This is a genomic window from Caballeronia sp. LZ028 (assembly GCF_031451415.1).
In the GTDB taxonomy this organism is placed as follows: domain Bacteria; phylum Pseudomonadota; class Gammaproteobacteria; order Burkholderiales; family Burkholderiaceae; genus Caballeronia; species Caballeronia zhejiangensis.
On sequence record NZ_JARUXN010000001.1, the window covers coordinates 607,554 to 622,925 of the forward strand.

Consider the following 15,372-nt stretch of genomic DNA (forward strand, 5'->3'; position numbering starts at 1 on the left):
TCGAATCGACAAAGGGTTCGGCGGCGCGCAACCAGACGCTTGAAGAAACTGGAGAGACTCATGGGACAGTACGCCGCCCCCCTTCGCGACATGCAGTTCGTGCTGCACGAAGTGCTGAACGTGGAAGCCGAATTGAAGAGCATGCCGAAGCATGCCGACCTCGACGCCGACACCATCAATCAGGTGCTCGAGGAAGCCGGGAAGTTCTGCTCCGAAGTCGTGTTCCCGCTCAATCAGAGCGGCGACCGCGAAGGCTGCACTTACGAGGGCGATGGCGTCGTGAAGACGCCTGCCGGCTTCAAGGAAGCTTATCGGCAGTACATCGATGCAGGCTGGCCCGCGCTCGGATGCGATCCCGAGTACGGCGGCCAGGGCTTGCCCGCGTTCGTGAACAACGCGCTTTACGAAATGCTCAACTCGGCGAATCAGGCCTGGACGATGTATCCGGGCCTGTCGCACGGCGCCTACGAATGCCTGCATGCGCACGGCACGCCGGAGCAGAAGTCGACGTATCTCTCGAAGCTCGTCTCGGGCGAGTGGACCGGCACGATGTGCCTCACGGAACCGCATTGCGGAACGGACCTCGGCATTCTGCGCACGAAGGCCGAGCCGAATCCCGACGGCTCGTACGCGCTCACCGGCACGAAGATCTTCATTTCGAGCGGCGAGCACGACATGGCCGAGAACATCGTTCATCTGGTGCTCGCGCGTCTGCCCGGCGCGCCGATGGGCACCAAGGGCATCTCGCTTTTCATCGTGCCGAAGTTCGTACCGGACGCGAACGGTGCGGTCGGTGCGCGCAACGACATCAAGTGCGGCTCGATCGAGCACAAGATGGGCATTCACGGCAACGCGACCTGCGTGATGAACCTCGACGGCGCGAAGGGCTGGCTCGTCGGCGAGTCGAACAAGGGCTTGAACGCGATGTTCGTGATGATGAACGCCGCGCGTCTGGGCGTTGGCATGCAGGGTCTCGGGCTGACTGAAGTCGCGTATCAGAACTCGCTCGTGTACGCGAAAGAGCGTCTGCAGATGCGCTCGCTGACCGGCCCGAAGGCGCCGGAGAAGGCCGCCGATCCGATCATCGTGCATCCGGATGTGCGTCGCATGCTGCTCACGCAGAAGGCCTATGCCGAGGCAGGCCGCGCGTTCACGTACTGGGCGGCGTTGAATATCGACAAGGAACTGTCGCATGCGGATGAAGCCGTGCGCGCCGAAGCCGCCGATTTTGTCGCGCTGCTGACGCCGGTCATCAAGGCTTTCCTGACCGATAACGCGTTCGAAGGCACGAACATGGCGATGCAGATCTACGGCGGACATGGCTTCATCTCCGAATGGGGCATGGAGCAATACGTCCGCGATGCGCGCATCAACATGATCTACGAGGGCACGAATTCCATTCAGGCGCTGGACCTGCTGGGCCGCAAGATTCTCGGCGACATGGGCGCGAAGCTGAAGCGCTTCGGCAAGCTGGTTGCGGACTTCGTCGAGCAGGAAGGCGTGAAGCCGGAGATGCAGGAGTTCATCAATCCGCTCGCGGATATCGGCGAGAAGGTGCAGAAGCTCACGATGGAGATCGGCATGAAGGCCATGCAGAATCCCGATGAGGTCGGGGCTGCTGCTGTGCCCTACCTGCGCACTGTCGGGCATCTCGTGTTTTCTTATTTCTGGGCGCGGATGGCGAGGGTTGCGCTCGATCGTGCCTCTGGCGGTGATGCCTTCTATAAGGCCAAGCTGGCCACCGCGCGGTTCTATTTCGCCAAGCTGCTGCCTGAGACCGCTTCTACGATTCGCGCTGCTCGGGCCGGTGCCAAGCCTATGATGGATTACGACGAAGCGTTGTTTTGATGTTTTTGCTTTCGCTTCTGCTTTCGCTTTCGGGTGATCCCGTTTTCGTGTCGGTCTATTAGCGTTGCCCCTGTGCGGGGCGGCAGTGCTAATGGACCGACGCGAAAACAGGATTGCACGAAGGCGGAAGCGAACCCGAGCGAAAGCGAAAGCGAACAAAAAAGCGAAAGCCGCAGCAAGACGAAACCCCAAACATTCACGAACCCCGGAGTGACCCCACCGTGAACGTCAAAAAAGTCGCCGTGCTCGGCGCGGGCGTGATGGGCGCGCAGATCGCCGCCCATCTGATCAACGCCCGCGTCCCGGTCATGCTCTTCGACCTTCCGGCCAAGGAAGGCCCGAAGAACGCCATTGCGCTGAAGGCCATCGAGAACCTCAAGAAGCTGTCGCCCGCCACGTTCGGCGTGAAAGACGACGCTCAGTACATCGAACCCGCGAACTACGACGACGACATCGAGAAACTGAAAGAATGTGATCTCGTGATCGAAGCCATCGCCGAGCGCATGGACTGGAAGCACGATCTCTACAAGAAGGTCGCACCGCACATCGCGCCGCACGCGATCTTCGCGAGCAACACGTCGGGCCTGTCGATCACGGAGCTGTCGAACGGCTTCTCCGATGAACTCAAATCGCGCTTCTGCGGCGTGCACTTCTTCAATCCGCCGCGCTACATGCATCTGGTCGAGCTGATCCCGACCGCATCCACGAAGCCCGAGATCCTCGATCAACTCGAAACGTTCCTGACGAGCGTGATCGGCAAGGGCGTCGTGCGCGCAAAAGACACGCCGAACTTCATCGCGAATCGCGTCGGTGTGTTCTCGATTCTCGCGGTCATCGCCGAAGCCGAAAAGTTCGGCCTGCGCTTCGACGAAGTCGACGATCTCACCGGCTCGCGCCTCGGCCGCGCGAAGTCCGCGACGTTCCGCACAGCCGATGTCGTCGGTCTCGACACGATGGCGCACGTCATCAAGACGATGCAGGACAACCTGCCCGACGATCCGTTCTTCGCCGTCTACAAGACGCCGCCCGTGCTCGACGCGCTCGTCAAGAACGGCGCGCTCGGCCAGAAGACGGGCGCGGGTTTCTATCGCAAGGAAGGCAAGGCGATCAAGGTTCTCGATCCGAAGACGGCTTCTTATGTCGATGGCGGGGCGAAAGCCGACGAACTCATCGGCCGCATTCTGAAGCGCCCGCCAGCCGAGCGTTTCAAGCTGCTGCGCGAAACCGACAACAAGCAGGCGCAGTTCCTCTGGGCGATCTTCCGCGACGTGTTCCACTACATCGCGGTCCATCTGGAATCGATCGCGGACAACGCGCGCGACGTCGATCTCGCGATCCGCTGGGGCTTCGGCTGGAACCAGGGACCGTTCGAAAGCTGGCAAGCCGCGGGCTGGCAGCAGATCGCGAAGTGGGTCCAGGAAGACATCGATGCAGGCAAGGCGCTCTCGAACGCGCCGCTGCCCGCGTGGGTGCTCGATGGTCCCGTCGCCGAGAAGAACGGCGTGCACACGGACGAAGGTTCGTGGTCGCCCGCCGCGCGCCGTTTCGAGCCGCGCTCGACGCTGCCCGTGTACGAGAAGCAGGTGTTCCGCGCGCCGCTCGTCGGTGAGACGGGCGCCGATCCGAAGACCTACGGCAAGACGCTCTTCGAAACCGAAAACGTGCGCGCGTGGCTCGACGACGATCAAAGCGATGTCGTGATCGTGTCGTTCAAGTCGAAGATGAACACCATCGGTCCGGGCGTGATCGAGGGCCTCACGCAAGCCATCGAACTCGCGGAGAAGGAATACCGTGGCGTCGTGATCTGGCAGCCGACTTCGCTGCAACTCGGCGCGCCGGGCGGTCCGTTCTCGGCGGGCGCGAATCTCGAAGAAGCGATGCCCGCGTTCATGATGGGCGGCGCGAAGGGCATCGAGCCGTTCGTGAAAAAGTTCCAGCAAGGCATGATGCGCGTGAAATACGCGAACGTGCCGGTCGTGTCGGCGGTTTCGGGCATTGCGCTCGGCGGCGGTTGCGAGCTGCTGCTGCATTCGGCGAAGCGCGTCGCGCATGTCGAGAGTTATATCGGTCTCGTCGAAGTGGGCGTCGGTCTCGTGCCGGCGGGCGGCGGTCTCAAGGAAGCGGCACTGCGCGCGGCGGAAGCGGCGAGCGCCGTCAACGCGACCAGCGATCTGCTCAAGTTCCTGCAGAAGTCCTTCGAAAACGCGGCGATGGCGAAAGTGTCGTCCTCCGCATTCGATGCCCGCGCGATGGGCTATCTGAAGCCGTCCGACACGATCGTCTTCAACGTGCACGAACTGCTCGACATCGCGAAGAAGGAAGCGCGCGCATTGAGCGCATCGGGCTATCGTCCGCCGTTGCGCGCGAAGCAGGTGCCGGTCGCGGGCCGCTCGGCGATCTCGACGATCAAGGCGTCGCTCGTCAACATGCGCGACGGGCGCTTCATCAGCGATCACGACTATCTGATCGCGAGCCGTATCGCCGAAGCCGTGTGCGGCGGCGATGTCGAAGCGGGCAGTCTCGTCGACGAAGAATGGCTGCTGGCGCTGGAGCGCCGCGCGTTCGTCGAGCTGCTCGGCACGCAAAAGACGCAAGAGCGAATCATGGGCATGTTGCAGACCGGCAAGCCGGTGCGTAACTAAGCGGAGCTGCATAAGATGAGCAAACAACTTCAAGACGCATACATCGTCGCCGCGAGCCGCACGCCGATCGGCAAGGCGCCGCGCGGCGTGTTCAGGAACACGCGCCCGGACGAGCTGCTCGTCCACGCGATCAGGTCGGCCGTCGCGCAGGTGCCGGGGCTCGATACGAACGTGATCGAGGACGCGATCGTCGGCTGCGCGATTCCCGAGGCCGAGCAAGGACTGAACGTCGCGCGCATGGGCGCGTTGCTCGCGGGCTTGCCGAACACCGTCGGCGGCGTCACGGTGAACCGCTTCTGCGCGTCGGGCCTGACGGCGCTCGCGATGGCGGCGGACCGCATCCGCGTCGGCGAAGCCGATGCGATGATCGCCGGCGGCTGCGAGTCGATGAGCATGGTGCCGATGATGGGCAACAAGCCTTCGCTGTCGCCGCATATCTTCGATCGCAACGAAGATGTCGGCATCGCGTACGGCATGGGGCTGACGGCGGAGCGCGTCGCGGAACGCTGGAAGGTGAGCCGCGAGGCGCAGGACGCGTTCGCCGCGGAGTCGCATCGCAAGGCGTTGGCCGCGCAGCAAGCGGGCGAATTCGCCGATGAAATCGCCGCATACACGTTGAACGAGCGCTTCCCCGATCTCGCATCGGGCGAGGTTCGCGTGAACGCGCGCGAGATCGCGCTCGACGAAGGTCCGCGCGCGGATACGTCGGTCGAAGGTCTCGCGAAGCTGCGTCCCGTGTTCGCGAACAAAGGCTCGGTGACGGCGGGCAACAGCTCGCAGACGTCGGACGGCGCCGGCGCGCTGATCGTCGTGTCGGAAAAGATCCTGAAGCAGTTCAACCTCACGCCGCTCGCGCGCTTCGTGAGCTTCGCGGTGCGCGGCGTGCCGCCCGAGATCATGGGCATCGGGCCGAAGGAAGCGATTCCGGCCGCGTTGAAGGCGGCGGGCCTGAAGCAGGACGATCTCGACTGGATCGAGCTGAACGAAGCGTTCGCGGCGCAGGCGCTCGCGGTGATCGGCGATCTCGGACTCGATACGTCCAAGGTCAATCCGCTCGGCGGCGCGATCGCGCTCGGCCATCCGCTCGGCGCGACGGGCGCGATCCGCGCGTCGACGGTCGTGCACGGCCTGCGTCGCCGCAACCTGAAGTACGGCATGGTGACGATGTGCGTCGGCACCGGCATGGGCGCGGCGGGCATCATCGAGCGGCTTTGACGCAAACGGTCCGCGAGTGCCGAAAGCTCGCGGACCGACAAAGGAGACAGCGGATGGAGATTCAGATCGAACGCGCGGACGGCGTGCTGAGCATCGTGCTCAATCGTCCGGAAAAGAAGAACGCGATCACCGCGGCGATGTATCAGGAAATGGCCGACGGCCTCTACGAAGCCGAGATGGACCCGACCGTGCGCGCGGTGCTGATCCGCGCGAACGGCACGACGTTCTCCGCCGGCAACGACCTCGATGACTTCCTGAACGATCCGCCGAAGGGACTCGACGCGCCCGTCTTCCAGTTCCTGCGGCGCATCGCCGGCTTTCCGAAGCCGATCGTCGCGGCGGTCGCGGGCACGGCGGTCGGCATCGGCACGACGATGCTCCTGCATTGCGACATCGTCTACGCGAGCCCGAACGCGAAGTTCTCGCTGCCGTTTTCGCAACTGGGGCTGTGTCCTGAAGCGGCGTCGAGCCTGCTGCTGCCGCGCACGGCGGGTTATCAGCGCGCGGCGGAAAAGCTCTTGCTGGGCGAAGCGTTCGACGTGAACGAAGCGATCGGCATGGGCTTCCTCAACGGCGCGATCGATGCCGCCGAACTCGACGCCTACGCGTTCGACAAGGCGAAGCGGCTCGCGCTCCTGCCGGCGTCGTCGCTGCGCGTGACCAAGTCGCTGATGAAAGGCGCGCACGCGCACGAAGTGACCGCGCGCATGGAAGACGAAGCCGCGCATTTCTCGCGGATGCTCGTCGCGCCCGAAGCGCGCGAGGCGTTTCAGGCGTTCTTCGAGAAGCGCAAGCCGGACTTCAGCAAGTTCGAATAGCTCGGATAGTTCGAATAGCGCGCTTCACTCGACATCGTATTCGACGAAGCTGTTCTCGCGCGCGAAGCTGACGAGCCGCAGGCCCGCCTGCATCGCGATCGAAATGGCGAGCGAGGTCGGCGCGGAAATCGTCGCGATCATCGGCACGCCGACGCGCGCCGATTTGCGCACGAGTTCATAGCTCGCGCGGCTCGACAGGTACACGAAACCTTGCGTCGTGTCCTCGCGGCGCAGGATCAACTGGCCGATGAGCTTGTCGAGCGCGTTATGCCGCCCGACGTCCTCGAAGGCGTAGCGCACCGCGCCGTTTTCGTCGCACCACGCGGCGGCGTGCAGACCGCCCGTCAGCTTCGTCAATTGCTGATGCGCGGGCAATTCGCGCGCGGCGCGTTCGATCGCATCGGGCGCGAGACGATTCAGAAAGCCGGTGTCCGGCACGCGTTCCGGCTGAAGATCGAGCAAGTCGATGCTTTCGATGCCGCACACGCCGCATCCGGTGCGCCCGGCGAGCGCGCGCCGCTTGTCCTTCAGCGACGCGAAAGCCTGCTGCACGACCTGCAGATGCACTTCCGCATGCGGCAACGCGACGCCGTCATCCCGCAAATGAACCTCGATATCGTGGATATCGCTGCCGCGCTCAACTATGCCTTCCGTCATCGAAAAGCCCACTGCGAACGCTTCGAGATCGCGTGGCGTGCACATCATCACCGCGTGCGAAATGCCGTTGAAAACCAGCGCGACGGGCCATTCCTGACCGACGTTGTCAGCGGCGATCGCAACTTCGTTCTTGCGATGCCTGCGCACCTGGCGCTCGACGAAGCCGGGTTGGTCGTCGGTTTCGAGTTGTTCCACTTCAATGCTCCTGACCGCTCACTTCGAGTAAAGTCGGGTATGTGACTTGCTGCCAAAAGTTGCTGTCCGCACGCATCGCGACGCGAACAGCGGCTAGATTGCAATGGTTCCAGCCAGATCCAAGGCCCTACAATAACTTAAGCGGGCATCGCGCGCCGCGCCGCCCGCTTCAATCCAACGAGGCTTCGCTATGGGACTTTACGACGCCGCGCGTCTCTTCGGATTCGAAGTCGAATCCTCTGACAATCTGCGCTTCATTCCGCTTGCCGTGCGCTTCAATCTCGACCGCTTCGGCATGCGCATCTCGCTCGACCAATGGCAGCAGCTTCCTTACGAAGATCGCGCGTTGCTGGCGCGCTTTCCGATCGAAGAAGAGGCCGAGCTCGAGAAGAACTTCGACCTCGCGCTTGAAGAGATGCTGAAGACGCACGCCAATGCCGCGCCCGAAAAGATCGAACGCGACCCCGATCCGGTGTGGATGCACGCCGATGCCGTGCCGGAAACCGTGATCCGTCAAAGCAGCCTCTCCGGGATCAGCGCGCCGAGTCTCGATCGCTGGGGCCAACTCGATCGTTTCCAGCGTTACGCGCTCGCGAAACTCTCGCGCAACACGGACAAGGTCAATCACGATTTCCTGCCCGCGATGAAAGAGTTCGGTCTCACGGAGTGAGCACGCGGCTCGCAAACGTTAAGCAGCCGCTTTAATCAGATTATTTGCGGGTGAGCCCTAAATGTCGGGCGAGAGGCGCCGTTAATGGACGTTATCCATTAATCGGGCGTGGAGCCGTTCGCCACGCCGCGCATTGCGTTCGATGTGCGCGCATCAAAGGGATTAGCCCGCTCTTCATGACTCGATTCCTCTCCAGAGGTTTGCTCGTCAACATTGCCGTCGTGCTGGCCGCGCTCGGCGCCAACGCGTTCGTCGCCTGCGAGCGGATCGGCGGTCTGCGTGAAAGCGACGCGCGCACCTTGCGCTCGATGAGCCTGCTGCGCGACCTCGCGAACTATCGCAGCACGCTCGGCGAATCGCTGACGCAACTGAGCCGCTTCGAAGCGACCGGCATCGCGGAAACCGCAGCGGGCCATCAGGAACGCGTGGCGCATCTCGACGCGCTCGAAAGCGGCCTGCGCGCGCAGTTCGAAATGGAGCCCGGCATGATGGGCGCATTCGATGCGCTCGCCGCCCGCGCCGCCGTCATGCGGCACGACGCCGACGTCGCCTTCGAGCGCGCGAAGAACGCGAGCCCCGACGCGTCCCGCGCATGGGCCGATGCGGCGTTCGTTACGCTCGGCGAGGATCAGCAAGGCGTCGACGACGAGCTCGCGGCGGTGCGCTCGCGCCTCGACAACGCGACGATCGGCGCGCTCGATCAGTCCGCGCGGGCGTCGAGCGGCGCCATGCTGCTGCTCGTCTGCACGATGCTCGCGGGCAGCGCCGTGCTGATCTGGCTCTTCGCGAGCCGCGAGCGGCAATCGCGCGAGAAGCTCGGCGCGGCGCGCGCGCGACAGCGCAGCAACGAGCGCTTTCGCGGCATGTTCGAGGCGCATCCGGTGCCGATGTGGATCGTCGATAGCGAGACGATGCGCTTCGTTGCCGTGAATCAGGCCGCGATCGAACACTTCGGCTTCAACGAGCCGGAGTTCATGAACATGACGCTGCGCGATCTGCATCATGCGGACGACTTCGACAGCTTCGCCGCGCGTCTTGCGCGCAGCGGCGGCGAAGGCGGCGAGCGGGGCGAGCGCGCTCAGTCGGGACGAGGTTCGGCGGGCGTCTGGCGCTATCGCTGCAAGGACGGATCGATCGTGGGCGCGGACGTGTCGCATCACTCGCTCATCTACTCGAGCCGGCCGGGCATCTTCATGCTGGCGAACGACGTGACCGACCGCATCAACGCGGAAGCCGAAGCGCGCCGCTCGAACGAGATGCTCGAAGCGGTCATCGACAACATCCCGCAGCGCGTGTTCTGGAAGGACCGCGAACTGCGCTATCTCGGCTGCAACAATGCGTTCGCGCGCGATGCGGGTCTCGCGTACAACGAGCAGGTCATCGGCAAGACGGATTTCGACTTGCCGTGGAGCGCGCTCGCAGATCTCGTGCGCGCGGACGACGAAGAGGTCATCGTCACGACCGTGCCGAAGATGCATCACGAGCGCGACATCGTGATGGGCGACCAGTTGCGCACCGTCGTTTCGAGCAAGCTGCCGTTGCTCGACGGCGAAGGGCAGACCATCGGCGTGCTCGGTTCGTATCACGACGTCACCGATCACAAGCGCGCCGAACTCGCGCTGCGTCTGCAAAGCCGCGCGCTGGACGCGAGCGTGAACGCGATTCTGATCACCGGCGTCGTCGATGGCGCGAACGTGATCGAGTATGCGAATCCGGCGTTCAAGCGCATCACGGGTTATGACCCGAGCGAGGTCATCGGCCAGGATTGCCGCTTTTTGCACGGCCCGGACGGAGATCAGGAAGGGCTCACGTCGATCCGCCGCGCCCTCGATGCGAACATGGAAGCGAGCGTCGTCGTGCGCAACTATCGCAAGGACGGCGCGCTCTTCTGGAACCAGCTCTTCGTCGCGCCGGTGCCGAACGCGCAGGGCATGACCACGCATCACATCGGCATCATCAACGACGTGACCGATCTGATGCGCTATCAGGAAGAGCTCGAATATCAGGCGAATTACGACACGCTCACGCGCCTGCCGAATCGCAATCTGCTGAAAGATCGCCTGCAGCACGCGATAGAAACGGCGCGGCGGCGCGATGCGAAGATCGCAGTCGTGTTCATGGATCTCGACGGCTTCAAGAACGTCAACGACAGTCTCGGCCACAGCGTCGGCGACCGTCTGCTTGCGGTGATCGCGGAGCGGCTCGCGCGCTCGGCGCGTACGAGCGATACGGTCGCGCGTCACGGCGGCGACGAGTTCGTTGTCGTGCTGCCGGACATCACCGACGAAGCCGGTCTCATCGTGTGGATGGAGCGCACGCGCGCGGCGATCTCCGAACCGGTGTGGATCGACGACACCGAGCTGTATGTCGGCTGCAGCATGGGCGCGAGTCTTTATCCGCAAGACGGCGACGACGCCGAAACCGTGATGAAGAAGGCCGACCTCGCGATGTATCGCGCGAAGGACATGGGCCGCAACAACTATCAGTTTTATCAGCCGGAGATGAACGCGAGCGTCGGCGCGCGCATGAATCTCGAACGGCGCTTGCGGCGCGCGCTGCGCGACGGCGAATTCCTGCTGCACTATCAGCCGCAGGTCGACATGTCGACGCGTCAGATCGTCGGCATCGAAGCGCTCGTGCGCTGGCACGACCCCGAGCAAGGGCTCGTGTCGCCGGCGTCGTTCATTCCGGTGGCGGAGGAGAGCGGGCTGATCGGACCGCTTTCCGAATGGGTGCTGCGCGAAGCGTGCCGGCAGAACAAGGCGTGGCAGGATGCGGGGCTGCCGCCGGCGCGCGTGTCGGTGAACTTGTCGGCGCGGCATTTCCAGCAGCGCGACATCGCCCGGCTCGTGACTTCGGTGCTCGAAGAGACGGGCCTTGCGCCGCGCTATCTCGAACTCGAACTCACCGAAAGCGCGATCATGCGCAACGCCGAGGAAGCGATCACGATGCTCTCGGAGCTATCGGCGCTCGGCATCGGTATTGCAATCGACGACTTCGGCACCGGCTATTCGAGCCTGTCGTATCTCAAGCGCTTTCCGGTGCATCGGCTGAAGATCGATCGCTCGTTCGTCGCGGATATCGGCTCGTCGGGCGACGATGAAACCATCACGTCGGCGATCATCGCGCTCGCGCATTCGCTCGAGATGCAGGTGATCGCGGAGGGCGTCGAAACGCACGCGCAGCACGATTTCCTGCGCGAGCGCGATTGCGACGAAATGCAGGGCTACCTTTTCTCGCGCCCGATGCCGCACGAGGCGATTCCGGGCCTTTTGCAGCAGGGCGTGCTGCCCCACTGATCGATTTTTATCAGTCCAGCGACGGCAGCACGCGCGGGCGGCGATCGCGGTCAGTCGCGACGTAGGTGAGCGTCGCCTCCGTCACCTTGACGACTTCTTCGGCGAGGCTCATGCGCTGCGCCCAGACTTCGACCGACACCGTGATGGACGTGTTGCCCGTCTTGACGATGTCGGCGTAAAAGCTCAGCAGATCGCCGACGAAAACCGGGTGCTTGAACAGGAACGAATTCACGGCGACGGTCGCGACGCGGCCGTTCGCGCGGCGGCTCGCCGGAATGGAGCCGGCGATATCGACCTGCGCCATGATCCATCCGCCGAACACGTCGCCGTGGACATTGGCGTCGGCGGGCTGCGGCACGACGCGCAGCGCGACGTGTTTCTCAGGAAGATTGGGATGGTCGGTCATGGGAGGCGTTCCGGTTTGCAAGGCGGCGCGAAGGCTGGCGCGCGTGAGCGGCCTCTTGAACCTTCTGCGACAATGCCTATTTATGAATGAGCCCGATTGCGCGCGACGTCGCGCCAGGGGCTTGCAGCAAATTGTACGGGAAAGCATCCAGACGAAGTTGCGCCCGTTTCGACGATAAAAACCTTCCCCACGCCGCGCCCGACTCCATTCGCGCGACGCGCTCGAACGATACGAACTCATGCGCCGCTTCCCGAACGCAGAGCCCGGGCCCGCGCAGCAAGGCCCGCGCAACGACTGGCAGACGATCCGCTCGCTGCTGCCTTATCTCACGACGTACAAATGGCGCGTCGCGTTCGCGCTGACGTGCCTCATCGGCGCGAAGGTCGCGAACCTCGGCGTGCCGATCGTGATGAAGCGCATCGTCGACGGCCTCGCTTCCGTGCAGCATCTCACCGCGCTCGGACGCGCGAACGATTCGCCGGGCATCGTGCTGATCGGCGGAATCGGGCTGCTCGTCGTCGCGTATGCGGCCGCGCGGCTTTCTACGTCGCTCTTCACCGAGTTGCGCGAACTGCTCTTCGCCAAGGTCACGGAAAGCGCCGTGCGGCAACTCGCGCTGCAAGTGTTCCGGCATCTGCATTCGCTGTCGCTGCGCTTTCATCTGGAGCGACAGACGGGCGGCATGTCGCGCGATATCGAACGCGGCACGCGCGGCATCCAGCAGCTCGTTTCGTATTCGCTCTACAGCATTCTGCCGACGCTCGTCGAGGTCGGGCTCGTGCTCGCGTTCTTCGTGACGAAGTACGAGGCGTATTACGCGATCGTCACGTTCATCGCGCTCGTCACGTATATCGTGTTCACGGTGAAGGTGACGGAGTGGCGCACGCACTTTCGCCGCACGATGAACGATCTCGATTCGAAAGCGAATTCGCGCGCGATCGATTCGCTGCTCAACTACGAGACCGTGAAATACTTCGGCAACGAAGAGTGGGAAACGCGCCGTTACGATGAAAATCTTCAGCGCTATCGCGCGGCCGCGATCAAGTCGCAGCGCTCGCTGTCGATGCTGAACTTCGGGCAGCAGACGATCATCGGCGTGGGGCTCGTTTTCATCCTCTGGCGCGCGACGCAGGGCGTGATGGCGGGGCGTCTGACGCTCGGCGATCTCGTGCTCATCAACACCTTCATGTTGCAGTTGTACATTCCGCTGAATTTTCTCGGCGTCGTGTATCGCGAACTGAAGCAGGCGCTGACCGACATGGATCGCATGTTCACGCTGCTCGGCGCGGGCCGCGAAGTGCCCGATGCGCCGAACGCGCCCGCGCTTGCCGTGCGCGGCGGCGAAGTGCGCTTCGAGAACGTGAGCTTCGCGTATGAGAAGGCGCGGCCGATCCTGCATGGCGTCGATTTCACGATTCCCGCGGGCACGACGACGGCGGTCGTCGGACACAGCGGCTCGGGCAAATCGACGCTCGGCCGGCTGCTCTTTCGCTTCTACGATCTCGATCGCGCGCAGGGCGGCAGCATTCGCATCGACGGGCAGGACATTCGCGACGTCACACAGGATTCCTTGCGCGCGGCGATCGGCATCGTGCCGCAGGACACCGTGCTCTTCAACGATTCGATCTATTACAACATCGCGTACGGGCGTCCTTCGGCGAGCCGCGACGAAGTGATCGCGGCGGCGCGCGCGGCGCATATCCACGATTTCATCGAGGCGTTGCCGGCGGGCTATGACACGGCCGTCGGCGAGCGTGGATTGAAGCTGTCGGGTGGCGAGAAGCAGCGCGTCGCGATCGCGCGCACGCTGCTCAAGAATCCGCCGATTTTGATCTTCGACGAAGCCACGTCCGCGCTCGATTCGAAGTCCGAGCGCGCGATTCAGCACGAACTCGACTCGATCGCGCGCGAGCGGACGACCCTCATCATCGCGCATCGGCTATCGACGGTCGTGCATGCGCAGCAGATCATCGTGATGGATCACGGGCGCATCGTCGAGCGCGGCACGCATGCGGAGTTGCTGCGTGCGGGCGGGCTGTTCGCCCAGATGTGGGCGCTTCAGCAACAGCGCGCCGCCAGCTCCGGCGAAGGAGAGGCGGCGCTGGCGACACTGGGCGAATGACGCGCTGTCCTCACTCCATCGCGTGCGCGCCGCCGATGGCGACGCCATCGTGCGATTGCGAAGCCGTCGACGACCAGCGCAGCCACTGACCGCGCAGTACGAAGAGCGCGCCGAACGCGCACGTTGCGAGCACGCCGAACGTGGCGAAGCCCATTTGATAGCTGCCCGTGCTTTCCTTCGCGATGCCCATGATGACCGGCAGATAGAACCCGCCGATACCGCCCGCTGCGCCGACGATTCCCGACAGCAATCCCGTCTTGCCCTTCCAGCGATGCGGCACGAGCTGGAACGTCGAGCCGTTGCCCAGGCCGAACGCGATATACAGGCAGATGAGAATCGCGAGACCGCCCGCGACCGGCGGCATCCAGATCGCGAACGCGAAGTCGCCGATGGCGATGGCCGCGAGCAGCACGAGCAGCGCACGCACGCCGGTCACGCGATCGGCGACATAACCGCCGAACGGACGCACGATCGCGCCGAGAAACGCGAGCAGCGACATGAAGAGGCCGGCTTCGAGCTTCGGCATCTGATAAAGCGAGGTAAGCAGCAGAGTCACATACGACGACATGCCGACGAAACCGCCGAACGTGATGCTGTAAATGAGCATGATGACCCACGTATCGCGCTCGCCGAGCACCGACCGATAATGCCGCGGCAGCACCGCGATCGCAATGAGCGCGCCGATCACCGGCAAGAGCAGCACGCCCGCCTTGCCGCCGCCGAACACGCCCGCGTTGACCGCGAGCACCAGCACGATCAGGCTCACGAGCGTCACCGCGAAGCTCGACAGCGCGCGCATCGTGCTGCCGGTTTTCACGCCGGCATCGGACGCCCATGCGAAGAGCGCGACGCCCGTAATCGCGAGCAGCGGCAGCGCGGCGGCGGTCGACATCTGCCAGCCGAAGGAATCGGCGAGATGCGGGAACAGGAAGCCGTCGAGCACCGCGCCGATGTTGCCTGCCGCGGCGAGTCCGAGCACGAGGCCCTGCACCTTCGGCGGATAGTTGCTGCCAGCCATCGGCAACGCGACGGCGAAGCTCGCGCCGCCCATGCCGAGGAACACGCCGAGCACAAGCAACACCGCATACGACGGCACGCCGGGCATGAGCGGCAGCACGATCGACGGAATCGACGAGAGCAGGACGCCCATCAGCGCGACGCGCCGTCCATCGGTCGATTGATAGAGGTTGCCGAGCGTCACGCGCAGAATGGCGGCGGCCAGCACCGGCACCGCGACGAGAAAGCCTTGCTGCGCGGCGGACATCGTCACGTCGCGTCCGATGAACGGCGCGAGCGGCCCATACAGTACCCAGACGGTAAAGCCCGTATCGAAGTAGAGGAAGCAGGCGAGGAGCGAGCGCCAGTTGCCGCTCTTGAGCGATGCGATCAGATTGGACATTGCGGGTTCCGTATATGCGCGTGCTGCCGAATGAGCACGCGACGGCCCCGAAAATTGCAAGCATCATGCCAATGGAATGCATATTTACCGATGCGCCGGGT

General features: G+C 63.9%; 10 protein-coding genes. 7 read left to right on the forward strand and 3 right to left on the reverse strand.

What is annotated here, in order from left to right; all coding sequences use genetic code 11:
- The first annotated feature begins 60 nt into the window (after window positions 1-60).
- From QCE58_RS02925 to QCE58_RS02940, 4 genes are all read left to right on the forward strand, one after another.
- On the forward strand, window positions 61-1,848 hold the full coding sequence (locus tag QCE58_RS02925; RefSeq protein ID WP_008351605.1) for an acyl-CoA dehydrogenase C-terminal domain-containing protein: 1,788 nt from the start codon (window positions 61-63) through the stop codon (window positions 1,846-1,848).
- 221 nt (window positions 1,849-2,069) lie between these two features.
- Window positions 2,070-4,490: a 3-hydroxyacyl-CoA dehydrogenase/enoyl-CoA hydratase family protein gene (locus QCE58_RS02930; protein ID WP_309779208.1), complete on the forward strand. Its 2,421-nt coding sequence runs from the start codon at window positions 2,070-2,072 to the stop codon at window positions 4,488-4,490.
- A gap of 15 nt (window positions 4,491-4,505) precedes the next feature.
- The gene (locus QCE58_RS02935; RefSeq protein ID WP_034470589.1) at window positions 4,506-5,705 is read left to right on the forward strand and encodes an acetyl-CoA C-acyltransferase; all 1,200 of its coding nucleotides are present in this window, start codon (window positions 4,506-4,508) and stop codon (window positions 5,703-5,705) included.
- 53 nt (window positions 5,706-5,758) lie between these two features.
- Complete coding sequence (locus QCE58_RS02940; protein ID WP_008351601.1) at window positions 5,759-6,523, forward strand: enoyl-CoA hydratase; 765 nt, start codon at window positions 5,759-5,761, stop codon at window positions 6,521-6,523.
- A 24-nt stretch (window positions 6,524-6,547) separates the two neighbouring features.
- Here QCE58_RS02940 and fdhD read toward each other — a convergent pair whose 3' ends face one another.
- A complete protein-coding gene (gene fdhD / locus QCE58_RS02945) occupies window positions 6,548-7,375 on the reverse strand; it encodes a formate dehydrogenase accessory sulfurtransferase FdhD (protein WP_250520913.1) in 828 nt (275 codons plus the stop codon).
- A gap of 190 nt (window positions 7,376-7,565) precedes the next feature.
- Here fdhD and QCE58_RS02950 point away from each other — a divergent pair, with 190 nt between their 5' ends.
- Window positions 7,566-8,045, forward strand: a complete 480-nt coding sequence (locus tag QCE58_RS02950; RefSeq protein ID WP_008351596.1) for a nitrate reductase associated protein — start codon at window positions 7,566-7,568, stop codon at window positions 8,043-8,045.
- A 176-nt stretch (window positions 8,046-8,221) separates the two neighbouring features.
- A complete protein-coding gene (locus QCE58_RS02955) occupies window positions 8,222-11,344 on the forward strand; it encodes an EAL domain-containing protein (RefSeq protein ID WP_250480262.1) in 3,123 nt (1,040 codons plus the stop codon).
- Between the two features lie 10 nt (window positions 11,345-11,354).
- Here the strand turns inward: QCE58_RS02955 and QCE58_RS02960 are convergent, their stop codons facing one another.
- Window positions 11,355-11,750, reverse strand: a complete 396-nt coding sequence (locus QCE58_RS02960) for an acyl-CoA thioesterase (protein ID WP_008351593.1) — start codon at window positions 11,748-11,750, stop codon at window positions 11,355-11,357.
- A 238-nt stretch (window positions 11,751-11,988) separates the two neighbouring features.
- Between QCE58_RS02960 and QCE58_RS02965 the strand changes: the two genes are divergently transcribed.
- Entirely contained in the window at window positions 11,989-13,872 is a 1,884-nt protein-coding gene (locus QCE58_RS02965) for an ABC transporter ATP-binding protein/permease (RefSeq protein WP_008351592.1), read from the forward strand.
- A 10-nt stretch (window positions 13,873-13,882) separates the two neighbouring features.
- Here the strand turns inward: QCE58_RS02965 and QCE58_RS02970 are convergent, their stop codons facing one another.
- A complete protein-coding gene (locus tag QCE58_RS02970) occupies window positions 13,883-15,271 on the reverse strand; it encodes an MFS transporter (RefSeq protein WP_250496593.1) in 1,389 nt (462 codons plus the stop codon).
- Between the last annotated feature and the right edge of the window lie 101 nt (window positions 15,272-15,372).